This window comes from Pseudoxanthomonas japonensis (assembly GCF_043632995.1).
Lineage (GTDB): Bacteria > Pseudomonadota > Gammaproteobacteria > Xanthomonadales > Xanthomonadaceae > Pseudoxanthomonas_A > Pseudoxanthomonas_A japonensis.
The window spans coordinates 188,540-213,813 of the sequence record NZ_CP171633.1 but is presented as its reverse complement, the minus strand read 5'-3'; the positions used below and the strand labels follow the sequence as shown (position 1 = coordinate 213,813).

Sequence of the window (25,274 nt, the reverse complement as noted above, 5' to 3'; positions counted from 1 at the left end):
TGCAGTAACGCAAGGTCTGAACTTGGGGCGCGGGGTTGTTGCCCTATACCGCCACGCTTTCCTTCTTCAGGGCGATCAGCTGTTCAACCTTCGCGCTGGGCAGACCATGGCGACCGTCATGCAGTGCAAGGAAGATCGCCTTCTCGGAGATGCCGGCATGAAGTGCGTCGGCAATAGACTTGCTTTGCGCCTCGCGTTCCGACCTGCGAACGGCGTTGGGGATGTTCCCCAGGGGGATCATCGCTGCGTCCTGCAGCAGCCGTTGCGTTGCGCCCTCAAAGCTCATGACTGCCCCCTGTTCTGCTGAGTGTGTATCCGCAAAGCAACCGCGACCTCCGCGCCCGCGTACGCAAACACGATGGCCAGTAAGCTCACTGGCTCGAATGCGATCGAGCAGGCAGCCAAGACCACCATCTTCACCAGCTGTGCGTTGAACTCCTGCTGGCGGGTCGGTCCAGGCGCCGCGTTCGGTTCCTGGTTGTCAGGCTGCTGCATTGATTCCTACCTTCGCCGCGTCCAAAGGGGACGGAACAGCGTTGTTGGGGAGTGCGGATCGCTCGATCCGGGCCAGCTCATCCATGACCTGCCACGCGGAGCGATACGGGCCGTACTCGGCCCCTTCATGGATCACCAGCCAGCCGTCCATCACCGCCGCGATTGCCGCCGTGGTTCCATCACCCATCAGCACGCGCTTGCCATCACACACATCGCCGCGCATTGGGTGGAACTGGTCAAATGCAACTGCCGACATCGGACACCTCCGTGCTTGTCGTGAGTATTGCGAGCCTCAGAGGGGCTCGAAAGTGGGGTTTGCGGTGGATTCGGAGAAGCCGAAACTCGGCTGGTAGGCACGCAAGTCCTCCCGATCCTCCAGCAGCTGGTCAATGTGGGGAGCGATGGCGGCAAACACCGCCGACTCCATCAGGTCTCGGCATCGACCCGTGATGCGCCCATCCTCGCCAGTGGGAAGCATTCCCAACAGGGACTCGCCCGATGCCGACCTCGCGTACACCGCACGCGCCGCCGCGGCCGGCAGATCGAAGGTGTCGGGAATGCGCTCGATGCCGGTAGTGAGCCAGCTGGTCAGTTCGGCCTCGACCTCCTCGGCGCGATAGCCGCGCTGGACCATCTCCAGCAGGCGCGTGATGCGCCAGCGGGGAATCTGCGTCAGAGTGAGGGGCGAAACCTGTTTGTTGGACATGCCGGCGTTCCTCGCTGGGATACAACGAGGATGACGCCGGATGAAAGGCGCACGTGGGGGTGCGCGAAACCTGCGTGATTACAGTTCGAGGTAGGACAGCTGCTTCAGCACGTCGCCGAAGTACTTGGCCAGGTCCATTCGCTGGTAGCCCTGCGGATAGATGCTGTTCGTGTGCGAATCGCGGTCCCGAATGTACCCGTCGACGTGTCGGACAAGGAACTCGTTCTGCACGTTCGCCGCCAGCATCCGGTCCAGGGCAAAGGTCTCGAACGCACGGGCGAACAATTCCCTGGGCAACGCCCAGTAAGCGTGTCCGGCATCATTGTCGCGGTCATCGCTTCGCGCATAGAACGAGTCCTTGAGCCTGCGGAACATCAGGCTCTCGAACAGCGAGTCCATCATCTTGATCGTATGCGGATGCCGCCCCTTCTTGAGCATCCCCACCACACCACTGCTCATCGTGTAGCGACCGTCGGGATCGTAGTACTCCGCCATCAGATCGGACAGGAAGTAGGTTTCTGGCGGGAGCTTGTCGGGATCGAATAGCGCATCGAGCAGCATCGCATCAAGCGCATGCCCGAACTCATGGCACAGCGCACCGCCTCCACGGGTCTTGGTCAGGTGCATCAACCACTGCTCGCGGTCGAAGTGCGCTGCGCCGGTGGCGGCGCCCCGGCCCTGGCTACCGAAGCCAATGCCCAGGCGACCGACGCACGAAGCAGCGATTGGCGGCGCCTGCAGCACTTCGCACAAGTCCATCGCAGCGTCGTACAGGCCATTGAGGAATGCCTGGCGCTCAGTTGCGCTGACCGTTTTTCCGAACTGCAGTCCCTTGAAGCGGAATGCCGTCAGCAGCATACCCTCCGTCACGTCCTGACCTTCTCGCCAGTTCGGACCGGTGCGGCTGTAGTCCAGCACCGGCGTGCCGGCACGCGTCTGCAGCACCTCGTTTCGGCGCTTCAGTTCCTCAGTCGCATCTCGAACCGCTGCGGCCTTCGACGCAAAGGGCTCATGTCGAATCGGGACAACGCGACCAGTGCCGGTGATGGCAAGCGCCGGATAGAAGCCGTCGCTGAAACCGGAAACAGGTTTTTCGGGTGTCACCTGCATGACACCCACCCGCGCATCGTCAGGGATCTCGGGATCTTCCGGCCATCCCATGGCCTCCAGGCTGTAAATCCGCATTCGTATGTTCGCAGGGAAATCTGTTGGTGAAGCGTTTGGTGAAAGTCGACCTTTAGCCGTTGCCGCCGTGGCGTACTGACGCTCGCCCTCGGACACTGCCAGCGACTGCTGTGAGGCCCGGTACGCCCTGGCCAGGCGATCTGCGGTGTGGAACTGCCTCGTTTCCCAGGCGCGACGCATAAAGCCCACGCCTGATCTGTACATCCGTGACCAGAAACCCTTGGTCAGTTCGTCCGTTTCGGGGCGAGTCACCGGCGAACGGCGCAGGTTGTCGTATACGGACATGTAGAGCAGCGCGATGGATGGCGTCACCTCACCACGAAGTGCTGCCGCCCGGAAATCTGGCCGCGGCCATAGGTCCGAAAGGGTGATCTCTGCCGGCGCACGCTTGCGCCTCGGCTCGTGCTTCCTGGCACCCCTGTATGCCTGGCCGAAGTCGCCATCGGACATGCCTGAGTTTTTCGGATCATTGTCCGGCATGTAGGACCAGCTGCCCGCAGGCAACAAATAGTTCGGGGTGCCTGCAGGAAGCTCATGGGACGTCAGCCGGGAAGGCGTGCCTTCACCGCACCGGCCGTCACCAACTGCGCCCTGCTCTCATGAGACTCCGGAAGGTAGTCCCCCCACCCTTCCAGCGTCTTTAGAGTAACACCGAGGGCCTTTGCCGCCTCTGATGGGCTTCCCAGAAGCTCGACCAGGGTGCTGACCAGGATAGGATTGGCGCCGTTGATGGCAATTGGCCTGTCGATCGCCGCCTTAGAGATCATCCCCTGGAGTACGTGCAAACGGCGTAAACGGGCAACTACCACACGAAGATCTTCATCCAGTGCAACCGGGACGTCCTTGTTCGGATCAGCCAAAGCCAACAGCTCGCGGCCCGTCAGGCGCTGCGCGTCCTGTGTGGACTCTCCTCCGGCCGACTTCCGAACCTTGGGCGGTTGCATCTTCTTCAACTCGTCTATGATGGTCGAAACCACTTCCGACGAGATCGAAGCCGGCAGTTCAGAGGTCTCATCGAGACCCATCACCTTGCGCGTGGTTGCTGCCACGACATCAGGCCCAAGCTTCGACTTCAGGATGCCGATGTAGTGCGTTTGATTGTCGGTACCGAACTTGGTGTTGGTCAGCATTGTCTCTTCCTAGCGAGGTGTCACAGTGTCAGGCTATCGGGCGCCGCCGGTAACGAATGCGCTTATGGACGTGTGTTTTCGCGAAATTTCGGAATGAAAAGGGCCGCACATTGGCGGCCCTTTCTGCTCGATCTGCTTACGATGCCATGCGTCTGGCGCGGCGCGGTGCCGCATTCCGGACGCTCCTGGCTTCCTGCCAGTCACGCATGTTGATCACGACATCGATCGGGTCGTTTCCGTTGCGCTTGTAGGTGCGACCCTTGTCCAGGGGCTTGCGGCCAGTGGGGTGACGAAGGGCGTTGAGCACCTCATCGACATCCTTCCACTTCGCCGTAGTCTGATAGGACAGCTTCGCATCAGCGTGGATGCGACGAACGTATCCACCGCTGCAGAGCATCGAGATGATGTGGTCCACCCACACGCGCAGCGGACGCACCAACATCACCTCATCATCCCAGTTGACCGCATCTGCGGTGCGCAGAAGGACCTGGGTGCGAGAGACGACCTGACCAGGCGAAAGCAGGTTCTCCACCAGCAGGCAGGCACGTTCACTGGGCAGGATGTGGTAGAGGGTGAGGTTCTTGTCGGAGCGCTTGCTGTTGTTCATGGCATTACCTGCGACGATTGCTTGTGGCATCGAGCCCATCAGCGAGCTGTTGGGATCCGGTCTTGTGGTTTCGGGCGAGAGCACGACACGGCGCGGCGGCGCGCTTCGGTGTCCATGTGTCCATTCGCGACTCGATGTCCTTCGTGCACGCACCAAGCAATCGCTCGCGAGCAAGGTCATCGGCGGTGTAACCCACCGTGCGCAGCGGATTGCGCTTGCGGAAGTCCTCAACGCTTACCAGGCTGGCCGAGATTCGTGCGTTCTCAGGGAGCTGGCGCAGCCGCTTGTTGAGGTAGGGCTGCTCAAGGATGCTGCAGCAGGTGAGTTCGACCAGGCGCGAGGATCCATCCGGGATACCGATTGCATCGCTCCACGTCAGACGTCCCGTGTAGACCGGCATTTCCTCGCCCGGCACCTCGATACGAACATCGAAGCTGGGCTTGTTGATCGTCAGCCCCGTAGAGTTCGACATGCGGAAGGCGAAGATCGCCCGGTTGTTGGCAACCTTGACGTCGCCGTCCGGCGGGGCGATGAAGGACGGGGGATTGAATTGCAGCTGATCGAGCGTGAAGTACCCGGACTGGTTGAGCGCGAGTCGGTTGCTTTCCAGCGCCTTGAGTTCCATCCGCATCGTCTCGACCAGACGGCCGTTGATCCACACCGGATGTTCCGGATCGATTGCAGGAACATTCGTGTCCTGGATCTGTCGGGCCTGCCTGGTGAACTCCTCCACCGTCATGCCATTGAGGGCTGAAAGCGGAGTGGCTGTGTCCAAACCGGACCGGTCGTTCGACTTCAGGTGCGAGAGGTAGATCTCCAGCGCCTTGGACAGCTCTGCGCCGGCGGCTTTCTGTTCCTTCGCCGCGAGCGCGGCAATCGCCTTCCGAAGCCCTTCCTCACTTCCATCGAACTCAATGGTCCGGCCACCCGACTTCGTGCAGCCAGCCAGAAGGCCGACGGCAAGCGCCATGGTGAGCAGGGTTTTCTTGTGCTTGCGCATCGAAACTCATGGGTTGAGCAGATGCGACACATGTTGGGAGGCTCGGGAAGTAACGAATCCCCGTATGGGCGCGGTCAAAACACCCCAGCTAACCGACCTTCGTTGCAGGGGCAGGAGGCGCCACGGGCATCAAGGGGAGGATTGCCCTCCCCGTTCACAGTCGACTATCGACGGTTGGCCTGGCGGGTTCGGACCGGGGCCACGCTGCAGGTCTCGGCAATCGGGCAATAGCGGCAGTTGGCCGGATCCCTGGTGGGAATGGCCGCGTCACCACCATCAACCAGCCAGTACCGATCATAGATCTCGATCAGCTCGCGGTCCGTCAGCAGTTGCGTGCGCAGGTAGACCGGGTTCCGGCCAGGCGCCACCTTCCTCACATAACCCCACGTGGCCACATTGCCCGCCGGCCTGCTGGCGGAAGTGCTGTGCCGTAGAACTGAGGCCTGAACCGACAGCTCCACCAGATCCGCACGTCGAACCTCACGCCGGAATCCAGTCTTCGTGTCGACCGGGACCAGCATGCCGTTAGGAGTCAGGTACACCTGGTCCACCCGGGCGCCGAACCTACGTGGCAAGTCGCAACGCAGGTAGTGCTCTGAGAGGACCAGCACCCCATTGGCGATCTCGGCCGGCTGGAACTGCCTCTCCTGCTCGCCATATCCCCTGCCGCCAGCCCGCCTCACACCCACGGGCTGGCGGTAGATCAGTACCAGCGCCAGGACGATCAGGCCAATGCCGAGCAACGTCCCCATCATCGGCAGACCCATCAGTCGAAGTCCCGCTGAGGGTTCGGCTCGTACCGAACCATGAGGATCGGTCCACTCTCGACCTCATGGATCACCAGCTCCACGGATTTCGGCACCGCGTCCTCACAGATCAGGGCCATCAGAGATCGAACCTCCTCATAGGCGAGGAAGGCCATGCTCTGGTACGAGTTGAGCTGCGAAGACAAGCTGGCCGCCGCACGCAGGGTGTTGGCGCCATAGATCGAGCGAGCAGCCTTCATCGAGCCCAGCAGGATCGTGGTTGCTTCCAGAGAACCGAGCAATGCCCAGCACAGCGGGTTCGAGCTCAGATCCTGGGGCCGATTCACCCAGTCGGTCACGTCATCCATCTGGCGAAACAGCGCCGGCGTTGTGTGGTCGCGAAGCTTGCGGACCATGTGCATCGAGAAGTTCTGGAGGTGGTGCTCCAGCTTTTCCCACTCGGCATCTGCATCCGCCAAGTTCTCCCGAGCCATCTTCAGCAAGTCGCGCACACGCAACCACAGCGCGGCAGCCTGGGTCACCCGCGAGACATAGCTCATCCAGTAGGGGTCGTGGTTGCCTACCCGTTCGACCAGCTTTCGACCCTTACGTGCACTCATCTTTTCCATCGCTTCCGTTCTCCAGTAGCGGGTGGACCATCCTGGTCCGAACCCAATCCAACACCTTGGCCACCTTCGCCGCAGCGGCCGGCCGGCTCGAAAGCCAGTTGGCCAGCGGCGGACTGATCGCGTAGTAGGTAGCCACCACCCACGCCGTCCACTTCGTACGCAACAGGACTTGATCGCGGAATGCCCGCAGTTCATCGGTCCTGAAGTCGTCGTAACCGTACACGGCCGACGCCACGAAACATGGGCCGCGGCCTCGACTCCGTTCCGGCCGGTTGTGAGCACTGGTCACCTGCAGGTGGAAGCGGTCGTGCTCAGCAATACCCTCCTTCCGAGCAGCCTCTCCCTCCTCCGTCACCACCTGGCCATGTCGCTGCTCCTGTTCCACCAGGCGTTCGCATCGAGCAAAGCGAGCCAGCACCGAGGCGGGGAGGTAGTCCCCCCGCTTGTAGCGACGGACTCGGCGGATCCCTTTCACTCGATCGCTCCCTGTTTGGCGCCGGAGACGAACGAACGGGAAACCGCTTCAGCCGTCAGACCCATGTCCGTCATGAAGGAAGACTTCGCGCGGTACTGGTAGATGCGCTTGTCCTTAAAGCGGGTGAGCTTCAGGTCTTCCAGAACCGCTATCTCATCCACAAGCCCCAGCTCCATCGCATCCTGCGCAGTCCAGATCCGGCCCGACATCAGCTGCTCACGACTGCCTTTGAGCTTCGTGCCCCGTGCTGCCTGCAGCTGGCCGTAGAACTCGCCGGCCACCTGAACCACCAGTTCCGACATCAACGCCGAGTCTTCAGGCGAGGTCCCCGACAACGTGGACGGACCACCCTTAAGCTGCCCCGACTTGTAGACCTGCTCGACCAGGCCGAGGCGCTGAGCCAAACCGCTGGCATCAACGTACCGGGTGATCGCACCGATGGACCCGACCAGGGAGTAGCGCGATGCGTAGATCCTGTCCGTGTGCATGGCGATCATGTACGCAGCACTGGCACCCATCGAGCCGATCACCGAGACCACCGGCCTCTTCGCGGCCTTGCAGATCTTCAGGGCCGACACGATCCGATCCGCATCGGTGGGCGAGCCGCCGGGCGAATCGATCAGCAGCACCACTTCGGTCACCCGCTCCGCACGGCAGGCCTGCTCGATCAGCGGAATGACGGACGTGGCGGACGCCTTGCCCATGTCGCCGATACCGCCGTTGATGGTGATCAGGGCGATCGAGTCCCGCGCCGGGTCTGCATTCAGACCCCACAGCCGACGGAAGTTGTGCAGGTTCACCAGGATGGCGAAAACGAACACCGAGCCCAGGGCCGCGAATTTGACCGCGTTCCAGTAGCCCTTGCGCCGCTCATTTCGGGCCGCGGTATCGGCGAGCACCGACACTGCAGACATGGCGTCCTTGATTGCCGGGGCCAGATCCGCGAGCAGATCGTCCCGGGTCGGCTTGTCAGAATTCTCGTTGGTGTTGCTCATGGGATTTCCTTTTCGTCGCCTGCAACGGTCTTCTCGACCGAGCGGCGAAGGGGGAGAACGTCAGCGGATCCGCGGGCGGTGACTGCGGGCGAGTTGCCCTGCCGGAGAAATGCGTACGGGCGGCGCAGCACCGCTGCCAGCGGCACCGGCAGGTTCAAGTAGCTGCGGAGGGAGTCCCACACGCCGACCTCGGCCGGCGTCATGTGGTGTGCGGTTGCGGTGATGTGCATCTGGTCCGTTCCTTGGGTCTGTTCATCAGGGCAGCCATCCGTTGGCTTGGTACTAGTCATACACGCCCTCTTGGTGGAGAGCCAAACCGGTTTGGGGGAACTCAGCGGCCGCAGCGGCAAGTTCGTCGTCAGGCGGCTGGTCGTTGGATGCGGGGGCGGTGGGCGCGGCAGCCAGCTGGGCGACCCGAACCTCAATCGCATCTGCCCCCCGCTGGGTCGATAGCTCCTCGACCTGCGAAGTGATCTTCCGCAGTGCCAGCCGAAGGGTCACCACGCGCGACCAGAAGTCACGAAGCGCCGTGGCCCTGCGCTCAGCCTCAAGTACCAGGGTCAGCTCGTAACTCCTCGCCTTGGAGGCCAGCTTGCTCACGTCATAGCTGTGTCGCTTGCCCTTGTTCAGGCGCGTCCTGAACCAGCCCGTCTTGCCGTCAGCGCCAGGCTTGGTCTTGCCCTTGGTCTCTGACCAGTAGATCTCCAGTGTGCCCTTGTGAAGTCGGGCATGAAGTGACAAAGGAGCGAACCTCTCCCTGAACTCCTGCTTGGTCGTTGCCTCCCCAAGCTGAGCTTGGATCTTCTTCCGCTCTTCCTTGAACCACTCGCACAGTTCATGGGCCTGCATTTCCGCAAGCGTCTCCATGACTGCAAGGTGGCCGTTTATGGCCTCAGCAGGTTTGATGACCTGCTCAACATCGAACGCCGGATGGTGCTGTGTGTTTTCTGCCCTCATCCCATCTCTCTACTTTACGTGGGACTGAAGAAAATCCCACTCAAGAAGGACGGGCGTAAGGTAGGTTCGGGGGTGTTTCGATTTGAGGTTATCCACGAATTTGTGGGGAACCGACTTCAGTCCTCCTGCAATGAGTGGGGAAGACTATGCAGTCTCACCCATGCGGTATTGCCACCCTAGCGGGGACGCTGCACTGAGTCCCACTCAATTGAGTGGGAACGCAACACTGTTCCCGAAGTGACTGCAGGGCTCCTTTCATCACTCGGAACTGTGGGAACGCTTACCGCGTGCGTGCGGATCCAGGCGCCGTGTAACCCAGCGCGCGGTGGTGAGATCCGGCACAGGCGGCTGATTGCCATGTCGATATTGGACACGCCGATTTCTTCCGCCGTCGATTGTGCGAGATTCCTATCGCGCTGAATCCCTTGTGGCGCAAACGATCTGGGGCATTACGTGTGCCGCCAGACAAGAACAATGTTCGACTTTCTTCCTGGTGCCAGCGAAAGCGATCGCGAGCCAGCTGTTCTCGCTTACGAATGTTCTAGTTTCCATTCCGCCTGAAATGCTTGCGTAGCAATGCTTTCGAGGTGCCAACCGCCAGCCGTGCCTGTTCGATTGTTCGAGATTCTTTCATGGCGTGCTGGGTGACCCCGGAATGGCAGTTCGCCACACCCTTTGTCCGACTTTCCTTCCTGCGCCGAATCGCTTGTGCTGCAAGGCCATCGACGTGGATTGCTCCGTCAGTGACGAATCGATTGTTCGAGTTTTTTCAAACACCCCACAACCTCGCTTACGCGCGCACTTTTGCCGGTCAACGCTACCCATGTGACTGAAACGCGGAATCCCCCGCCACATGGAGTAGTCGCAATGAGCACCTTTCCCTACACCGCAGCCGGGCTCGACGTCGGGTACGGCAACGTCAAACTCAGCGTCCGTGTCGCCGGCGAGGCAAAGCCGCGCGAGCAGACGATGCCGATCGGCGCTGTTCCGTTGGACCAGGCACCGAAGAAGCTCTCGGGTGGCTACGACATCCGTGATGGCGTGATCGTGTCGATCGATGGACAGGCGTGGGCCGCCGGCTTGGAGCCTTCGCACCTGCAGGGTTTCTCGCGCCCCACCCATGAAAACTACCCGGCCACGAATGAGTACAAGGCGCTCATGATCGGCGCGCTGGCCAAGGCAGGCATCACTGAGGTGGACATGCTGTACACCGGCATTCCGGTCGCCCAGTACTACGGCCACAACGGTGTCGCCCTTCGCACCCAGATCAGCAACACCATGACTGGGACCCATTGGATCAATTCGACGACCTCCATCAAGGTCAAGGCGACCACCGTTGTGCCCCAGGCCGCCGGCGCCTACATGGACATCCTGGCCCGCAGTCCGGAGCTGAAGCCGGCCAAGGGCTCCCCCACCCTGATCATTGACGTTGGCTACTTCAGCGTCGACTGGGTTCGCGTGATCGATAACGCCGTGCTTGATGACTCCAGCGGCTCGTCCCTCAACGCGACCTCCGTTCTGCTGGAGAAGGCCGCCGCCCTGATTCGCCAGAAGTACGGCCGCCCGATCTCGGCCGCCCGCCTGGAGACGGCATTCCGTGGTGGTGAGGGAACGATCGACTGGGGTCAGGTGACCCTGCATGTCGGCGAGTGGCTCGAACTGGCGTCCGAAGAGATCGCCCCGAAGGTGTTCAACGACGTGGTGCGGATGCAGCGCCACCAGGAAGACTTCCCGAACCTGATCATCCTGACCGGCGGTGGCGGCTCGCTTTACAAGAAGGCAGCCGAACAGTTCTTCCCCCACTCGAAGGTCGCGCTGAGCCGTGAGCCGGTGATGGCCAATGCCCGCGGCTTCCAGCACCTGGCCCACCTGAAGATGGGTTCCCAGCTGAAGGCGCAGGCCAGCGAGGCGGCAGCAGTTCCCAACCAGGCTGCGGCTTGAGTCTTCCCGTGAACGGAAAGCTCCCCTCCACGGCACAGTCCCCCAAGCGGACCAAGACCCTGCTCAACGTCTGTTGGCTGCCAACAGACGCTGTGCTGATGGACGCGCTACGTCCATACAAGGCTCGCTCCCGGGGACGCAGGCTGAAGGAGCTGGCTTTGCTCGGCGCCGAACTTGAGCGGCTCGGATTCCGTTTGGAGTCCACTGGCACGGGCTATCGCGTAATGCATCCTGCCAATCTGGACGCAGGTGTAGACGCGGCGGCCTGGGGCCCAGTTGCTGGCAGCCCGGTCACCCCTGCTCCAGCGTTGCTAGCTCAGATGGAAGTCGAAGCACCGGCCACCGGCCCAACAGACCACACTCAGGAACCCCTGCCGGTTGTGGCGCAGGCCGGATTCGCCACCTCTGCTCCGCACGTTGCACCTGAGCCGGTCGCTGCAATCGACGATCACGATGCGCTAGCGTTCGCTGCCAATTTTTGACGGCAGCACTGGACTGTGGGGGGCAATGCCCCCCCTCTCTTCAGGGCTCGCTCCCCAGCGGCTTTCTGACCTACTCGCCTCTGTAGCCGATCCGCTCAAGGATCCCCTCCAGGTCATCGTTGTCCACAAAGGCGAACACCAGGCGCCCTCCTCCCCCCTTTGTGTCGATCGAGACCCTGGCTTGGTACTGGCTGGACAACCTGCGCTCGAGGTCCGCTACGTTCGGGTCGGCACTAGGTTCCTCCAGCACCCTGACACCCTTGGCCTTTGTCACTTCCTTGCGCAAGTAGTCTGTGGACCAGCCGTATTGCATAGCCCGCCGAAGAAGCTCGTCTGCCAGAGCGGGCTTAAGGTTGAGCACGTATTCCAGGTGCTTGAGGGTCAGGGCCCCTCGGTCCACCCACTCAAGCCATTCTGGTCGGGCTCTCTTCAGGGTTCGGGCAATGTTGGCCACGCGAGGCCTGGACAGACCAAGCAGGATCGCGATGTCCCGTTGCTTCGTCTTCTGCTCGAGAAGCTGACGCACCTTCTCGATGTCGGATGGTTGAACAGCAATCACTGGCCGGCCGCGCCCCAGATGTTCCTGAGGAACATTTTAGCCCGATTCCACGTGCGAAATGTTCCTGGGGAACATTTACCCTACGTCCTATCGGGGGCGTCGATCAGATCAACCTCGTTAGCCAGCCTCTTCTGCCCGCCGTGGGCTTTGGACCAGGTGCTGCCCGGCACACTGATCTGCCACACAGACCCACCGGTCTTGGGCACCCTACCAAGGCTTCATGAGGCGCTTGATAGCGACGAATCCCGCCAGGTGAATGACCGTAAGGCATTTTCCTACATGGCCGGACGCATTGGAGTGTCCAATATCGACTGGCGGCGCCAGCGAAGGTGAATGATGGACGCCTCCATTTCCTGTGCTCGTCCCACGGTATTCCGATAGCGATGCCTGGCCGCTTGAAACCGTGATGCCAGGTAACCTACGGGTTGCGTGCCCTGCCCTGCTACGCCGGCGTTCGGCATTGAGCTGTCTTGCCAGTAACCAGTGGAGAGCCCCGGTCTGCTTACCTGCATGTCCTTCCCTTCCCCCTCCAGCTCTCGGGGTTGCTTCCGAAGGGCCGACGCCTTTGATTTGAGCTTTGTTTATCAGGCTTTCGGGCGGAGCCCCAAAGAGCTGCATAGATAGATCTAAAGCAAAGCTAAAGCATTGCTAGCCAGGCCGGCTTCTGCCCTGTAAGACCCATGCCGTAAGCCTTTGCCAATCTGCACGGTCGGGAAATCATCTCGGTCCGGTCGGGAAATCATCTCAGCATGGTCGGGAAATCCTCGCACCTTGGTCGGCAAACCGTCTCAGTCTGGTCGGGAAACCATCGCACCCTTGGTCGGGAAACCATCGCACCCTTGGTCGGGAAATCGTCTCACCCCTGATTCGGCGGCTGGCCAGTCTGGTCGGGAAAACCTCTCACCATTCATTGTATTCAAAGCATGACCGGCGTCTCGTTTGGTGGGCTAATCTTTGAGCCACAACATAGTGTGTGTGGTGGATTCTAACCCCCTACTTGTAGGGGCAGACCCTACGGAGGCTTCAGCCTGGGACACAGGAGGGCCTCGGTTTCGGGCCGGGTGAGATGATTTCCCGACCGCTGCCCTGCCGAGGGGGTGAGATGATTTCCCGACCGCTGCCCTGCCGAGGGGGTGAGATGATTTCCCGACCGCTGCCCTGCCGAGGGGGTGAGAGGATTTCCCGACCGCCTCCCCTGTAGAGGGGCCGTGACCTCCCGATCACCAGGCACCAGCTGGATCCAATGATCTGTCTGGCTGGGCGAGCCCTACCCTGTCTGCCGCCTGCCGCCTGCCGCCTGCCGCCTGCCGCCCGCCGCCCGCCGCCCGCCGCCCGCCGCCCGCCGCCCGCCGCCCGCCCGCCGCGGTGACGCTCATGAGCCGCACGCTATGATCGGCTTGCCAGCTCAACTTACGCGTCGACCCATGCACTGGGGGGGGGGCTGCGGCAGTCGTCGTGAAGGCTCTTACAGCCATCAACCGCAGGCAAAAAAAAGCCCGGCATTTGCCGGGCCTCTTCCTCAGGTAAGCCTTAGCGGCTTCGACCTCACGATGTAGATCTTGTCGTCCTTGATCTCCCAGGAGTCGATCTCCTCGATCGCGACCAACTCATTCAGTGCGTTCTTGAGGTTGGATTTGAAGTGCTTTGGGGAGGTCGTGGTCCCAGTGAACTGCCTCATGGTTTCGACTTTGATCGGGTACACGTGATTCGTGTGTGTCGAATAGAAGCGCAGGAGGTACCGGGCAAGGTTGCTGCTCAGCTTGCGATCGGTTTCCAGGTGGTACCGGGCTTGGACGCCAGGACCAAGCAGCACGATCAAGTCTTTGCTGAACTCCACGGACCACTGATCAGCCTGTCCAGATTCAATACGAAGAAAGGAAGCGATCAGCTGCCCTCTGTACTGAATTCTCCTGTCTTCATTCTTGTAGTTCAGTTCGATCTCGGTGCTACGCAGGCGCTCAATCGACTCACGCACACGGGTGAAGTTCTCGCCATTGGCATGCAAATCGAGGTCAAGGCAGAGCTCCCGCAGGGAGAACCAGACCTTCGTACCGAAAGGCTGGTTCCTCTGGTAATGCAGCAGCTGCGCCTGGACGTCGGCGTCGAAGATGTTGGTCTCTTCACCGGTGGCCCTCAGCTCGAAATTCGACATGCTGAAGAGCAGGGTTTTGTGGCGCCGCGGGCGTTCGGCGCCCATGCCGTAGCGGTTGATAGTGAAGAGAGAGCTTCGCAGTAGGTCCGCCGGCATCGCGCGAACATCTCGAGGCCAGACGTGGGAAAGCGTGCCTTCCTCAATATTCTGGGTTGGGCGACTGCGTTGTACGGACCGCTGGGGCGGGCGAGGGGAGATGTCAGTGCCCGATGCCTTCCTTGTGTCCTCGCTAGCGCCGGCACTTGGCCCCGACTTGATCGCCTTTGTGGCTGGAGGGTCGCCGATGGCGATTTGAACCTCGGTCAAGCCGTCGGGCAAAGCGTTCCTGATGTCTGGCCTGACTACGGCAACCTCTTCCGAGACGAAGATGTTCGGGGCGTAGAGGATGAAGCAGTAGTCATGGATCCACGGCTTCAGTGGAGCGATGTTGGTGGCCAACCAGTCGGGATCGTGGTTGGCGAAAAGCTGTTCCTTGATGGTCTTCCAGAGGTGTTCGGGCTTCATTGCGGTGTTGTTCTCGGAGAACAGTCTGTGGATAAGTTCATAACGCATTGTTTTATATAGCTTTTAGCTGCTACAAAAACGCCGCGAAACGTCCGTGTATTGAATACTCAATACGCTATCACGTAGACACTGTTGCACCAAAAGCGCAGTGCGCCGTAAAGTAGCACGGAGCCGTGCTCTCAACCTTGCGTGGGAAGAGCAATACAGTTGGGGAGGCGATTTTGAAGATCCTGTGCGTCTCACAGAACAAGGGCGGCGTCGGAAAGACCTCGCTCTGCAAGATTCTTGCCGTTGGCTTCGCCCGAATGGGGCAGCGTGTACTTGCGATCGATCTCGACGCTCAGTGCAACCTTAGCAAGCGATTTCTTGAGATGGTCCGCGACCCTGAGCTGCCGGATGGTAGCTGGCCGCCAGTACATCCTGACTATGACCCCGAAGAAGACTTCGACTGGATCGGGACATCAAGTAGCGCAGACATCTTCACGGCAGGGCAGGTTGTCCCATACCCGACCGGCATCGAGAATTTAGAGATCCTCCCGGGCAACGGTGAAGCGCTCCGCGCCATCGAACAGGTCACGATCGAGGATGCGGTCGCCCGCGTGCATGGTGCGCTGAGAACATTCCTCCGAAAGGAGGAGGTGGCAGCCGCCTACGACCTGATCATCATCGATACGCCCCCCTCAAAGGGTCCGTTGGTTCATAGCGCCATCAGGGCTGCTACGCATGTTGTGGTTCCGTCAGTGATGGAGCCAAACAGCGTTGAAGGCCTGGAAGGCATGTTCGCGCTCTGGATGCAGGAGTCTCGAACTCGCGCCGACAACGACGAGATCGTCAATGTCGGGATCCTGCCCAACATGTTCCGAAGCAACGTGGCTCTCCATGAAGGCATTCGTCAGAGCCTCCTGGAAGATCCGCTGCTCGGGCCGATGATGCTTCCCCTTCAGCTTGCGCAGCGAACGGCATTTGCGGAGTCGGATCACGATAGTGCCCGCCCAGGCTCTGTCTTCACTCTCCCAGCCAAGAATGCTGCCAGGCGTGAGGCAGAGGAAGTGGTTAAGCACATCGCGAAGGTAATGGGAGTTGCAGCATGAGTCAGCCCAGCAAGCGACAGCGGTTCTCGGCTGCAACGACAGCGACAAACAATGTGTCGGCAATGGTCGAGAACAAGGCTAACGACACAGGTACGTTTCTCTCGATTCCTGTCTCATCTGTTATTCCCGATCCAAACAACCATCGTTTGGTGAAGCTTGATTGGGATAACCCTGAATTCATTGCTGAAGATGACCCTCAAGCAGAAGCGAAGCAGGCGGAGCTCGAAGATCTTCGTCAGATGGCCAAATCCATTGGCAAGGATGGTGTCGGACTAATAAACCCCATACTCGTTATGCGTCGAGGCGATAGCTATCAGCTGATCGCCGGCTACCGTCGGACGCTTGCAAGCAAGCTCGCGGGAGCACCCACGGTCAAGGCGAACATTCGGACCAAGGTGCTGACGAGGCTTGCTCAGCATGTAGAAAACGCACAGCGACGTGACATCTCTTTCCCGGAGCTTCTAATCTCCCTTCGAGGCGTCCTACAGGAGATTGGCATCGCTGTCGTCGCAGGCATCAAGCACACGCAGGTCCAGCAGGCTCTCGAAAACGAAGTTGGATACGGTCGTATCCAGGCCTATCGACTTGCAGTCATCCTTGTCGGTTCTGGCGCCTTGCACGATGCGATCGAGTCTGGTCGTGTCACCAGCATCATTGACGCCGCTGAGCTTGCGAAGCTATCTGAAGATGACCTCGCCACTGAACTGCTTGCGCGTGAGGCGGGACCTTCATTGCTCCCAGCACAGGATGATCGCAATGAGGGGGGGGCAGGGCAGGTGGCGGCAACCAGGTCTTCGGCTCCTTCCAGAAGGACGAAGGACTATGTGAGCCTGGGCAAGGTGCGCGACATGGGCGTGGTAAAGATCTTAATGGAGAAAGTACTAGGTGACCGGGTTCCAACTGACATCAACTGGAACGACACTAAGTCAGTGACTAAGGCTTTCAAGAAAATGCTGGAGCAGCTGACTGAAAGTGCGAAATGATGGCTACCACAGTTAAGAAGCTCCCTCACACAAAAGCAACATCGGTTCGTATGACCGCGGCGATGGCAGAGAAGTATGTCTCCGCCTACACGTCCATCTATGGCCCGAGGGGTGGTGGTAGATGGGTCGAGGAGGCATTGGCACAACTGCTTAAGCATCCAAGCTTCCTGACCAAGATCGGTGCAGGTGAGGCCAATATCGAGTTCGAGATAAGCAGGCACATCGGCTTGACTCCTCTGTCGCAATCACAGATTGAGGAGGCCGTTCGCCAGGTGAGGCGTGTTGATCCGCTTCTTAGTGGCTTGCCTTCCATGATCATTCGAGCCGCAATAAAGCACAGACTCGATTCCGAGCCGGTACCTGCCAGGATGGTTGAGCAAGTCGCTACGCCGCAGGCTGAGATCTCACCGGGAAGTTTGAGGCGTCGTAAGCAGGCTTGATGGGAGCAAAGGCCGCCGAGAGGCGGCCTTTCTCGTCTAGCTGGCAGAAGTTGCATCACGTTGCAACAGAGAAGATGCTTTCCATTCGCGCACCTGAGCCGAATTGCATGCATTGGTCCTGATTACAACGGTGACGCTCGTCAAGGAATCGAAAAAAGGATTGGGCGCCGAAATTCCGACGCCGCCCGCGACAAGTTGTCGCACCCGCAAAGCACGAAAGTTGTTTTTGCGCTCCGTGCGTAAGGGATGCCCGGACACGGGCGCGGCATGTCACCCGCATTGCCGCCATGTTTGATGTAAATCGTCGACTCTTTGACGCAATCACCTGAACGCGGTTCAGCTTCCGAGCACTGTGCTTAAGACGAGTGCGCAGCATGCTGAGTAACGACACCAATTGATAACAAATACAATCGCGCCGCTTTTAGGGGGAAGTGTGTGCTGGTAGTGAGCTGCTGCCTGCAATGAGCGCTGAGTCTGTTCCCCCAAACTAAATTGACGGCACTCTTTGCCGTTACATACTGGTTGTTAGGTAAGGCAACAGAACGTGTCGCGATGAACACAGGTGCATGGAACATCGATCTGGTCGAATTCAATATGGCTTATCTGAACCTGCTTCGGATGGCCATGCTGGATGACCCAACTGAAGCAGCGGAAGCTTTCGGCTTCGCCGGTCATGAGGAGCGTCTGCGTACGCTGACCTTCCTTACCGAACAGCAGCTCATGGAGCTGGCGAGCAACGACATCCTCTTCGGATGCGACAACCTGGACGAGCTGGAGCGGGAGCTGGAATCGGCAAGCTTGCCAGGCCCGTGTGAACGAGCCATCGACCTGCTCGACGCCGGCGGCGGTAAAAGGTTGACCGGCTGGCAGGCCGAGCGCCGCCTGTTCGACATGCAGTGGTGGTTCGTACTGCGAGGCCTCACCGCAGAAAACCCGCAGGTCGCCAGTGCGGTGTTTCGCCTCCCGAGCCCCATCGTGATCCACCGAATCCGCGTGCTGACCCGGAAGTCTGTTCTCCGACTGGCCAGCTGGGGCGGCAACACGCGCCTGCGCCTGTCGCCGGCATTCCTGAGCTACATCCAGATGTTGTCGGGAGGCCTGAAGGCTGACCACCTTCGCATTGCCGGCGGCGCCATGCTGACCAGCAACCGACAAATCAACACCAACGCATTGATCTGAGTCGCGCCATGACCCAACAACTTCGCAAGCTCAAGCCCCGCCGTATGCCGCTCAATGCGGTCGACGCAAGTCAGAACTCGGCGCTTCTGCTGATCCGTGCAGCACTGAGGAATGATGAGGTTTCCAAGGAAATTGGGAACGCTGTCAGGCTGCTGAAGATGAAGCTCAAGACGCCCGACATCGCGGACTTGACGGGCCTCACCCGAGAGATGGTCTCCCGCCTGGGAAAGAAAGAATCGCGAGTGCTGGTTCAGACCGGGCGCAAGCTGCAGTCGGTGGGCACAGTGGTCCAGGACGCTTACACCCACGTGAAGGCTTCGGCCTTCCTGGTGATGCTGGAGCAGGTGTTGGCCTCAGACTCGAATTACACACTGACAGCAGACGTCTTCCTGGCCGCCATTGATGCCCATGAGGTTTTTACGCATCAGGATGTCGAAACAACGCCGTACAACATGTACGTGCTCCTGGCACGGAAATTCATGAGCCGGGATGTCTTCTTGACCGACTGCCCGCGTTGCAAGAACCGTTTCCTGCAGCTGACCTTCGACGAGCGCGACCTTCGCGAACCCCTCGAGGGCGAATGCCCCCACTGCCGCCTGGTGAGCTCAGTCATGGGTTGCAGGCCTAACTCCACGCGCGGCGAGCCTGTCATGCGTCGCGTATCGCGCATCAAGCGGAAGATCAGCGATCAGGAGACCACCACGAAGGCATTCCGCATGATGGTGGGGACCGGCTGGGATTGATCCAGGCCAAAAAACCACTAATACGTGAGAATCCTCCCACCAATTAAAAGTGGGCGACGGGCGGAACGAACACCCCTCTAACCGCCGGGATTCACCCATCCCATACTTGGGTTCGTTACATTTCGAGCCCCGCACACTGACTGGCATGACTAATGCCAGCAGAACCGTAACTCGCAGGATGCGCCCACGCCGCTGGGCAACCTACCTGCTCTCATTGTCTCTATTGGCCGGCCTGCAACAGGCCAGCGCCCAGTCATCCCTCGACCCACGCGCGGTGTTCGACCAGGCCATCAGTAGGCCGGCAGGGCAGGGGACAGCAATGCCCGCCCAAGGGGTGCAGAGCCCGCAGGGGATGACTGGACAGCAGAAGGGCAGCACGACTGCCGTCGCCGCACCTGGCGCCCGAAACCAGTTTCTTGGCCGCCATGAAGATGGCTGGTTCTGGTACGAGGAGCCGCCGCCGCCGCCGCCGCCCAAGTCGGACGAGCCGCCGCCGACCAGCCAGCCGAGCCAGCCTCAGGACAAGCCGCTGAGTGTGGAATGGATCCGGAACAACATCGATCGCCTACGCGACCAGGCCATCAACAATCCCACGAAGGAAAACGTGGAGATGTTCCTGTACGTCCACAAGTACATGATGGATCTGTCCGAGCGGTTCGCTTACACGTACCGGTCCGTCGCAGAGCAGAACACAGCGCTGGACGAGACGATCTCCAATCCAGTGACGGCGGTGTCACGTCGGCAGATCTCCGATGCGACGGAGGCTGCTCAGAGCGAGATCATCCAGCGACTGGCCGGCCAAGTGGGGGTCTGGTACTTCTTCCAGTCCACTTGCCAGTACTGCCTGCGCCAGAACCCCATCCTGGACTACATGCGGCAGGAAGCGCCGATGTCGATCCTGCCCATCAGCCTCGACGGTCTACCGATGATCGATGGCTCTCACCCGAACTGGGTGGTCGACAACGGACAGGCAGCTCAGCTGCAGGTCAGCACCACACCCACGCTCTACCTGGTTAAGCCGGACACGAATGAGGTCGTGCTGTTGGCGGCGGGACTGCGCTCGCTACCTGAGTTGAAGCAGCGCTTTGTCGAGGTTGCCAGGGCGCAGAACTGGATCACCAGGGATGAGTACGAGACGGCAATGCACGGGCTCCCGCGCAGGCTGCTGACCGATGGTGTCGATCTTGAGGAGGTGCCGCAGGGTACGTCCGATCAGGAACTACTGAAGATCATGCGCCGTGGCGGTGTTCACGGCGGGGGCGAGCAACTCAACACGCAGAACGAGGGTGGTAACACGCCCTGGAGGAAACAGTAATGGCGAGCTATTTCATCAAGTGGGTTGCCGCAGCTGCATTGGCGCTCGTTTTCTTGCTGGGTTCCCAGGGGGCCAAGGCTGATACAGGCTTTGACCGTGCTGTGGGTGACATGTTCGGTGCAATGTCGAACACGACCGATCCCCACATCTTCATGTCAGCGAAGCGAGGCGTCGTCTCTGGCGGCGGGATCGAAGTTCGCAACAAGATGATGAACATCAATGCCTACAACTTCCAGCCGCCGAGCTTGTCGATCGGTTGCAACGGCATCAGCGCATTCTTCGGCAGCTTCTCCTTCATCACGAAGGAGCAGCTGCAGCAGGCAATGCGAGCGATCGCAACAGCGGCGGTGATGTATGCATTCAAGATCGCGCTAGCAGCCATGTGCCCAACCTGTGAGGAGAAGCTGGCTGCCCTGCAGGACAAGATGGACAAGTGGAACATGGGCAACCTCAACGCCTGTGAGATCGGTGAAAAGCTGGTCAGGGACACGAAACTCGAAGGTGCGATTCAGGAGAAGTCCAAGGCGTTCGGCATGGCTTCTGGTCTGCGGGATGACCGAGAAGATGCATCCGCCCGAGGTGAGGGGCGCTCGCCATCGGCCTGGGCCAACTCCCGCATGACGAACGCCATGCGAAATGAAGTCTTCAAGGGTAACCAGGCATGGAGGCTCATGAAGGACAAGGGCCTTGGATCGTGGGGAATTGGTGTAACGAAGGAACTGATGGAGGACGTCATGTCCTACACGGGAACCATCGTGGCTTGTGTGCCCAACGTTGACGCTACGTGTCCGGCGCGAGCCAAGGCGAGCGGGGCAGCCGAGGATGTTTCGATTCACTACGTCGAGCCCTCAATGACGTTGCGTGAGCTCATCAAGGGGCGCAACGGCAACCGGAATGTCACTCGCATCGTTTGCAACGACAACGATCTCTGCCTGAACCCGCGTGCCACCGAGATCCCGACGTTCAAGGGGATCGAGGAGCGGATCAAGACGGTCTTCATTGGTGAAACGGGACAGGGTGGTCTGGTTGCCAAGATCCGCGTACCCGGCGCGACTGAGCCGACGACTTCCGAGATCGGCTGGATCACCAACACTGGCTCATACGGCCAGATCATCCTGAGCCTTGCTAAGACCAATCCTGATGCAGCTATCGCGTTCGTGGACACCTTCTCTGAAGAGATGGCAGCGACTGTCGTCTCTCAGATCATGGGCCAATACCTGCAGTCGATCCTGATCTCGCTTAGTTCGGAAGAAGGGGAGGGCACCCAGGAGTTCCGCGAGAAGGCACGAGAGGCTACCCAGCGCCTTCGGGAAGAGTCTCGCCCCTTCTTTGAACGCACCAAGAGCCGCAGCGCACATCTGGACTACTACATGCGCGTTCGCGAAACCTCATCTGAGCGGCCGTTCCTGGCCACCACCCCCGCGAAGTAATCAAGGAAGACCCTATGTTCGAGATCTACTCACTGGGAGACGGCCTGTTCATGAAGCGCGTGCTCGATGGCGTAGCCATGATGAGCAACGAAGGCTTCCTGCTCGCATTGGGCGGTTTCGGCATGCTGATCGGTTTGCTGCTCATGGGCTTGAAGGCCATTGAGTCAGGTGGCCAGAAGGTCGAGCTACCGAACCTGTTCGTCAGCTTCATCCTGATCCTTGGCATGTTCTCGGTCAAAGTGGACACGACGATCTATGCCCTGGACGGCGCACCTGGCGCCAACACGCTCCAGACCTACACCGTCGACAATGTGCCGATTGGTGTTGCTGCACCGGCAACCATCGTCTCGACAATCGGCAAGGTGATCACCGAGAAGATGCAGCAGGCATTCTCGGTTCCGGGCATGGAAGAGTTCGATGTCAACAGTGGACAGTTCGGCAACACGCTCAAGTTGCTGGACATGACGCGTCGCTGGGATCTGGGAGGGCTGAAGGGCACCCAGAGCAAGGTGTCGACTTTCAAGACCAACCTGCGCTCCTACTATGCCGAATGCACCATCCCCGCCATTCAGCGTGGCGCCGTCGATCAGAACGCGGTGATGGCGGCCACTAATCCACTCAGCTTCCATGAAACCGATGGAGGAATTGGTTTCAGGGATAAGTGGACATCGGTCAACTACATCACCTCCACGGGTCCTGCGGTCCTTGACTGTGATACGGCAATGGAGCGACTGATCGTTGACTCGAATGATGCCGGTATGGTCGGTTCGTTCCTGAATTCAGCGATGGCCATGACGGATGCCAGGTCAAACTCTACCGACCCGACTGGTGCAGCTAACTCCGCCTTTTCTGCCATCGGTGCGGCGACCAGTAGCATCCACAGTCACGTGATGGCTTCTGCTATCAGGGAGATCATGGATGAGGCCGTGGCAGGTTCCTCCACACTGACGCCGCAAGACATTCAGGCCCAGCTGATGCTGATCCAGGGTAACCGCCAGCGGCAGGACGAGTGGGGTGCCGGTGAGGTGATGTTCCGCAAGGCCATGCGACCCTTCATGGCGTTCCTGGAGTGCATCGTCTTCATTGCAGCGCCGTTTATGGCTCTCATCGCAGGCATGGGCACATTCGGCCAGCGTGTGGTTGGCAAGTACTTCACAATCATCTTGTGGGTGACTACGTGGGCGCCAATGTTCGCTGCCGTCGATCTGTTTCAGCTCACGATGGTGCAGCACGCCGTGACTGCCATGGAACGACTCCATGCAGCAAATCATGGTGTTCCGCTATCCAGCATCGCTGGTGCCGCTGCGCTGAATTCGGAACTGACTACCTGGATTTCGGTTGGCGGCTGGATGGCGACCCTGGTGCCGCCGATGGGCTACTTGCTTCTGAGTGGCGGCGCTGTAGCTATGACCAGTTTTGCCGGACGCTTGGGCGGTGGTGATCACGTCAATGAGAAGATGACGTCGCCAGACCTTGCGAAGATGGGCGAAGTCATGAGCGTTGGTTCAAGGATGTCGCACTCTGGAGGCGCTGGTACAGCAATGACCGGTGTCGAGAACCTTGGCGGTTCGTTCAATATCGGAAGTTCCGCCAGTGCTTCCGTTGAGAGTGCAAGAAGTGCCATGGAAACAGCCAGCAGAACGGCGTCCACGACATTGAACAATGCCATCAATAGCTCGCTCTCTTCTACCCAGAGTGTCAGCACGACCAGCGGCGTTACGTCACAGGTCTCGGACTCCATTGGAGATGGCACCAGCTTCACACGCGGCCAGTCGGTCGGTTCGGACGTGAGCGATCAGTCCAGCCGCGACAAGAAGACCAGCGATTCGACAAGCCTGGATAAGAACATCGGCCTGACATCAAACGGATCAAGTACTGCGTCTGGAGGTGGTGCTGGCGGAGCTGGCGAGGGTGGGAAAGGTGGTGGCACCGGCAAGGCTACGTCGATCGTCCAGGGGGGCATCAGCACTGCGAACCGGCAGACGTCGAGTGAAGACTCCTCGTTTGGTAATTCAAGCAAGCTTTCCCAGTCCGAACGCGCGGGCTTGGATCGTGTATTGAAGGCTGAGTCTGCATCTCAGAAGGTCGACATGCTCGGCCGGATGGCGCAGGAAGGAAGTTCCGCCGCGCAGTCCATCCTTGATTCCTATACCAAGTCGCAAGCATCGCAGGACCTCAAGTCCGCATCTGACCAGTATTCCCAGGCAGAGCGGATGTCGACAACCGCAAGCAATCTGACTGGAACGTCGGTGCAGGACTGGAGCTGGCACGTCAGTCAGCGAGGATCCGGTGCCGTCCAGGACGCAGTTGCGGCCGCGGTTGAAACTGGTGGCTCTGCAGCCTATCAGAAGAACCTCAGCCAGGTTCAGGAGTGGCGTGGGGCAGGATTCTTCTCGGGCGATGACAACCAGGCCCGTGCAATGGCCGCTGGCATGACGCTGGCTGGCAATGGTGCTGGGTACTACTCGATCACTCCGGGTAGCGAAGGAGACCGTTTCGAGGCACTGGCCGACTTGACGAACAAGTACTCCGTCGGTGCGGCAGGCGCAAGCGTGGGTAACGCGTCTAGCAATGCTGGACTTCAGGACAATGCCCCCGTCTATGGTCAAGCAAGTCAAGCAACATCTGGCCTTTCGATGAGCAGCATCCCGAATGCGAATGGGATCCGTGATGCAGTCACAAGCGACATTGCGGCCGGATCAGGTGTTAACGCCGATCGCGTCACTACTGCGGCTGACAGTGCTTCCAACATGGCCCAGCGTGATGTTCGCGATGATTTCTTCAATAACAACTACGGCGCGTCACGACAGGACGTGCAGGAGGAAGGACGTGGGAACCTTCGGGAGAGTCTGAACCAGGGTGTGAAGACTCCAGACCTGACCTACGCGCGGTCGATTGGTGACTTCTGGGGTGCTGAGGGATCGAGCCCGTCTGGGCTGGCCATCTTCAATGGCTACATGGCCAACGGCCGCGATGGCTCAATTCCAGAGGCGACAGGAGCAGGCGGGCCCGTTCTTCAGCGCGACGAGGGCAGGGCTATGGTTGGGGACTCCGGGCTGACACGCTACGAAGAACTGCGTAGGGAAGTCACTGCAGAGAGTGGATTCTCAAAGAACGTGACCGATGCCGATACAGTCAACGTCGTCGCTGCAGCGCGACTGCTGAATGAGAGCAGGGGTGAGTTCAGCAATGCGTACTTGACCAATGCTGATGCGGACCGGGTTGAGCAGTCGATGCAGAACCTGTCGCAGCATCAGAAGAATGCGTTGTTCGGTGGTGATCCGACTACGAACGACATGATGAATGCTGCTGGCGGCGGTGGTTTCACCGGATCAGGTATCGGTTCAGCCATGGTCAGAGAGTCTATCGATGAGCGGCCATTGCCAAAGCCCATTGGCGACTAAGGCGAAATAAAGAAGGCCCCCATTTGGGGGCCTTCTTCAGTCATCCAATCCGTTCTTCGTACCCCACGCCCTAGCGTAGGTGTCGTCGCTTGCACCCCGAACAGGGTTGTAAGTCTCCATGTCGTC

At 59.8% G+C, this 25,274-nt stretch carries 26 protein-coding genes; 10 read left to right on the top strand and 16 right to left on the bottom strand.

Going from position 1 to position 25,274, the window contains the following annotated elements; all coding sequences use genetic code 11:
• Window positions 1-43: 43 nt before the first annotated feature.
• From ACGHX3_RS20520 to mobI, 14 genes are all read right to left on the bottom strand, one after another.
• The gene (locus ACGHX3_RS20520; RefSeq protein WP_394697393.1) at window positions 44-286 is read right to left on the bottom strand and encodes a hypothetical protein; all 243 of its coding nucleotides are present in this window, start codon (window positions 284-286) and stop codon (window positions 44-46) included.
• Entirely contained in the window at window positions 283-495 is a 213-nt protein-coding gene (locus tag ACGHX3_RS20515; RefSeq protein ID WP_394697392.1) for a hypothetical protein, read from the bottom strand. Before ACGHX3_RS20515 ends, ACGHX3_RS20520 begins: the two co-directional genes overlap by 4 nt.
• A complete protein-coding gene (locus ACGHX3_RS20510) occupies window positions 482-751 on the bottom strand; it encodes a hypothetical protein (RefSeq protein WP_394697391.1) in 270 nt (89 codons plus the stop codon). Before ACGHX3_RS20510 ends, ACGHX3_RS20515 begins: the two co-directional genes overlap by 14 nt.
• 36 nt (window positions 752-787) lie before the next feature.
• The gene (locus ACGHX3_RS20505; protein ID WP_394697390.1) at window positions 788-1,201 is read right to left on the bottom strand and encodes a hypothetical protein; all 414 of its coding nucleotides are present in this window, start codon (window positions 1,199-1,201) and stop codon (window positions 788-790) included.
• Window positions 1,202-1,279: 78 nt separating this feature from the next.
• On the bottom strand, window positions 1,280-2,866 hold the full coding sequence (locus ACGHX3_RS20500) for an LPD1 domain-containing protein (RefSeq protein ID WP_394697389.1): 1,587 nt from the start codon (window positions 2,864-2,866) through the stop codon (window positions 1,280-1,282).
• Window positions 2,867-2,928: 62 nt separating this feature from the next.
• Window positions 2,929-3,516: a Cro/CI family transcriptional regulator gene (locus tag ACGHX3_RS20495; protein ID WP_394697388.1), complete on the bottom strand. Its 588-nt coding sequence runs from the start codon at window positions 3,514-3,516 to the stop codon at window positions 2,929-2,931.
• 136 nt (window positions 3,517-3,652) lie between these two features.
• Entirely contained in the window at window positions 3,653-4,123 is a 471-nt protein-coding gene (locus ACGHX3_RS20490) for a hypothetical protein (RefSeq protein WP_394697387.1), read from the bottom strand.
• Window positions 4,124-4,127: 4 nt separating this feature from the next.
• Entirely contained in the window at window positions 4,128-5,123 is a 996-nt protein-coding gene (locus tag ACGHX3_RS20485; protein WP_394697386.1) for a hypothetical protein, read from the bottom strand.
• Window positions 5,124-5,287: 164 nt separating this feature from the next.
• Window positions 5,288-5,890, bottom strand: a complete 603-nt coding sequence (locus tag ACGHX3_RS20480) for a hypothetical protein (protein ID WP_394697385.1) — start codon at window positions 5,888-5,890, stop codon at window positions 5,288-5,290.
• Window positions 5,890-6,489: a hypothetical protein gene (locus ACGHX3_RS20475; RefSeq protein ID WP_394697384.1), complete on the bottom strand. Its 600-nt coding sequence runs from the start codon at window positions 6,487-6,489 to the stop codon at window positions 5,890-5,892. Before ACGHX3_RS20475 ends, ACGHX3_RS20480 begins: the two co-directional genes overlap by 1 nt.
• On the bottom strand, window positions 6,476-6,973 hold the full coding sequence (locus tag ACGHX3_RS20470; RefSeq protein WP_394697383.1) for a CFI-box-CTERM domain-containing protein: 498 nt from the start codon (window positions 6,971-6,973) through the stop codon (window positions 6,476-6,478). The genes ACGHX3_RS20475 and ACGHX3_RS20470 overlap by 14 nt, the downstream gene beginning before the upstream one ends.
• On the bottom strand, window positions 6,970-7,968 hold the full coding sequence (locus ACGHX3_RS20465; protein WP_394697382.1) for a S49 family peptidase: 999 nt from the start codon (window positions 7,966-7,968) through the stop codon (window positions 6,970-6,972). Before ACGHX3_RS20465 ends, ACGHX3_RS20470 begins: the two co-directional genes overlap by 4 nt.
• On the bottom strand, window positions 7,965-8,198 hold the full coding sequence (locus tag ACGHX3_RS20460; RefSeq protein WP_394697381.1) for a hypothetical protein: 234 nt from the start codon (window positions 8,196-8,198) through the stop codon (window positions 7,965-7,967). Before ACGHX3_RS20460 ends, ACGHX3_RS20465 begins: the two co-directional genes overlap by 4 nt.
• Before the next feature lie 52 nt (window positions 8,199-8,250).
• The gene (gene mobI, locus ACGHX3_RS20455; RefSeq protein WP_394697380.1) at window positions 8,251-8,925 is read right to left on the bottom strand and encodes a conjugative transfer protein MobI(A/C); all 675 of its coding nucleotides are present in this window, start codon (window positions 8,923-8,925) and stop codon (window positions 8,251-8,253) included.
• Window positions 8,926-9,792: 867 nt separating this feature from the next.
• On the opposite strand from mobI, the gene ACGHX3_RS20450 reads away from it, so the two are divergent.
• Together ACGHX3_RS20450 and ACGHX3_RS20445 are read left to right on the top strand one after the other, a co-directional pair.
• Window positions 9,793-10,866, top strand: a complete 1,074-nt coding sequence (locus ACGHX3_RS20450; RefSeq protein WP_394697379.1) for a hypothetical protein — start codon at window positions 9,793-9,795, stop codon at window positions 10,864-10,866.
• An 8-nt stretch (window positions 10,867-10,874) separates the two neighbouring features.
• The gene (locus tag ACGHX3_RS20445; RefSeq protein ID WP_394697378.1) at window positions 10,875-11,348 is read left to right on the top strand and encodes a hypothetical protein; all 474 of its coding nucleotides are present in this window, start codon (window positions 10,875-10,877) and stop codon (window positions 11,346-11,348) included.
• Between the two features lie 70 nt (window positions 11,349-11,418).
• On the opposite strand, the gene ACGHX3_RS20440 is transcribed toward ACGHX3_RS20445, so the two are convergent.
• Both ACGHX3_RS20440 and trfA read right to left on the bottom strand, forming a co-directional pair.
• Window positions 11,419-11,907 carry a hypothetical protein gene (locus tag ACGHX3_RS20440; RefSeq protein ID WP_394697377.1) on the bottom strand — a complete coding sequence of 163 codons (489 nt, stop codon included), beginning with the start codon at window positions 11,905-11,907 and terminating at the stop codon, window positions 11,419-11,421.
• A gap of 1,519 nt (window positions 11,908-13,426) precedes the next feature.
• The gene (trfA, locus tag ACGHX3_RS20435; RefSeq protein WP_394697376.1) at window positions 13,427-14,563 is read right to left on the bottom strand and encodes a plasmid replication initiator TrfA; all 1,137 of its coding nucleotides are present in this window, start codon (window positions 14,561-14,563) and stop codon (window positions 13,427-13,429) included.
• 221 nt (window positions 14,564-14,784) lie between these two features.
• On the opposite strand from trfA, the gene ACGHX3_RS20430 reads away from it, so the two are divergent.
• The 8 genes from ACGHX3_RS20430 to ACGHX3_RS20395 all read left to right on the top strand — a co-directional run bounded on the left by ACGHX3_RS20430 (window position 14,785) and on the right by ACGHX3_RS20395 (window position 25,148).
• Window positions 14,785-15,654 carry a ParA family protein gene (locus tag ACGHX3_RS20430; protein WP_394697375.1) on the top strand — a complete coding sequence of 290 codons (870 nt, stop codon included), beginning with the start codon at window positions 14,785-14,787 and terminating at the stop codon, window positions 15,652-15,654.
• The gene (locus ACGHX3_RS20425; RefSeq protein WP_394697374.1) at window positions 15,651-16,637 is read left to right on the top strand and encodes a ParB/RepB/Spo0J family partition protein; all 987 of its coding nucleotides are present in this window, start codon (window positions 15,651-15,653) and stop codon (window positions 16,635-16,637) included. Before ACGHX3_RS20430 ends, ACGHX3_RS20425 begins: the two co-directional genes overlap by 4 nt.
• Entirely contained in the window at window positions 16,637-17,077 is a 441-nt protein-coding gene (locus tag ACGHX3_RS20420; protein ID WP_394697373.1) for a hypothetical protein, read from the top strand. Before ACGHX3_RS20425 ends, ACGHX3_RS20420 begins: the two co-directional genes overlap by 1 nt.
• 552 nt (window positions 17,078-17,629) lie before the next feature.
• On the top strand, window positions 17,630-18,256 hold the full coding sequence (locus tag ACGHX3_RS20415; protein WP_394697372.1) for a hypothetical protein: 627 nt from the start codon (window positions 17,630-17,632) through the stop codon (window positions 18,254-18,256).
• 8 nt (window positions 18,257-18,264) lie between these two features.
• On the top strand, window positions 18,265-18,999 hold the full coding sequence (locus ACGHX3_RS20410) for a hypothetical protein (RefSeq protein WP_394697371.1): 735 nt from the start codon (window positions 18,265-18,267) through the stop codon (window positions 18,997-18,999).
• Window positions 19,000-19,318: 319 nt separating this feature from the next.
• Window positions 19,319-20,314 (top strand): conjugal transfer protein TraF, encoded by a 996-nt coding sequence (locus tag ACGHX3_RS20405; RefSeq protein ID WP_394697370.1) that lies wholly within the window; start codon window positions 19,319-19,321, stop codon window positions 20,312-20,314.
• Window positions 20,314-21,744: a conjugal transfer protein TraH gene (locus ACGHX3_RS20400; RefSeq protein ID WP_394697369.1), complete on the top strand. Its 1,431-nt coding sequence runs from the start codon at window positions 20,314-20,316 to the stop codon at window positions 21,742-21,744. Before ACGHX3_RS20405 ends, ACGHX3_RS20400 begins: the two co-directional genes overlap by 1 nt.
• A gap of 14 nt (window positions 21,745-21,758) precedes the next feature.
• Entirely contained in the window at window positions 21,759-25,148 is a 3,390-nt protein-coding gene (locus ACGHX3_RS20395; RefSeq protein WP_394697368.1) for a conjugal transfer protein TraG N-terminal domain-containing protein, read from the top strand.
• The last annotated feature ends 126 nt before the right edge of the window (window positions 25,149-25,274 follow it).

Coding starts and splice junctions, on each gene's coding strand:
- ACGHX3_RS20425 (WP_394697374.1), top strand. CDS start 15,651: ATGAGTCAGCCCAGCAAGCGACAGCGGTTCTCGGCTGCAACGACAGCG.
- ACGHX3_RS20460 (WP_394697381.1), bottom strand. CDS start 8,198: ATGCACATCACCGCAACCGCACACCACATGACGCCGGCCGAGGTCGGC.
- ACGHX3_RS20465 (WP_394697382.1), bottom strand. CDS start 7,968: ATGAGCAACACCAACGAGAATTCTGACAAGCCGACCCGGGACGATCTG.
- ACGHX3_RS20485 (WP_394697386.1), bottom strand. CDS start 5,123: ATGCGCAAGCACAAGAAAACCCTGCTCACCATGGCGCTTGCCGTCGGC.
- ACGHX3_RS20495 (WP_394697388.1), bottom strand. CDS start 3,516: ATGCTGACCAACACCAAGTTCGGTACCGACAATCAAACGCACTACATC.
- ACGHX3_RS20400 (WP_394697369.1), top strand. CDS start 20,314: ATGGCGAGCTATTTCATCAAGTGGGTTGCCGCAGCTGCATTGGCGCTC.
- ACGHX3_RS20520 (WP_394697393.1), bottom strand. CDS start 286: ATGAGCTTTGAGGGCGCAACGCAACGGCTGCTGCAGGACGCAGCGATG.
- ACGHX3_RS20490 (WP_394697387.1), bottom strand. CDS start 4,123: ATGAACAACAGCAAGCGCTCCGACAAGAACCTCACCCTCTACCACATC.
- ACGHX3_RS20505 (WP_394697390.1), bottom strand. CDS start 1,201: ATGTCCAACAAACAGGTTTCGCCCCTCACTCTGACGCAGATTCCCCGC.
- mobI (WP_394697380.1), bottom strand. CDS start 8,925: ATGAGGGCAGAAAACACACAGCACCATCCGGCGTTCGATGTTGAGCAG.
- ACGHX3_RS20410 (WP_394697371.1), top strand. CDS start 18,265: ATGACCCAACAACTTCGCAAGCTCAAGCCCCGCCGTATGCCGCTCAAT.
- ACGHX3_RS20450 (WP_394697379.1), top strand. CDS start 9,793: ATGAGCACCTTTCCCTACACCGCAGCCGGGCTCGACGTCGGGTACGGC.
- trfA (WP_394697376.1), bottom strand. CDS start 14,563: ATGAAGCCCGAACACCTCTGGAAGACCATCAAGGAACAGCTTTTCGCC.
- ACGHX3_RS20415 (WP_394697372.1), top strand. CDS start 17,630: ATGAACACAGGTGCATGGAACATCGATCTGGTCGAATTCAATATGGCT.
- ACGHX3_RS20405 (WP_394697370.1), top strand. CDS start 19,319: ATGCCCGCCCAAGGGGTGCAGAGCCCGCAGGGGATGACTGGACAGCAG.
- ACGHX3_RS20395 (WP_394697368.1), top strand. CDS start 21,759: ATGTTCGAGATCTACTCACTGGGAGACGGCCTGTTCATGAAGCGCGTG.
- ACGHX3_RS20500 (WP_394697389.1), bottom strand. CDS start 2,866: ATGCCGGACAATGATCCGAAAAACTCAGGCATGTCCGATGGCGACTTC.
- ACGHX3_RS20510 (WP_394697391.1), bottom strand. CDS start 751: ATGTCGGCAGTTGCATTTGACCAGTTCCACCCAATGCGCGGCGATGTG.
- ACGHX3_RS20515 (WP_394697392.1), bottom strand. CDS start 495: ATGCAGCAGCCTGACAACCAGGAACCGAACGCGGCGCCTGGACCGACC.
- ACGHX3_RS20480 (WP_394697385.1), bottom strand. CDS start 5,890: ATGGGTCTGCCGATGATGGGGACGTTGCTCGGCATTGGCCTGATCGTC.
- ACGHX3_RS20475 (WP_394697384.1), bottom strand. CDS start 6,489: ATGAGTGCACGTAAGGGTCGAAAGCTGGTCGAACGGGTAGGCAACCAC.
- ACGHX3_RS20420 (WP_394697373.1), top strand. CDS start 16,637: ATGGCTACCACAGTTAAGAAGCTCCCTCACACAAAAGCAACATCGGTT.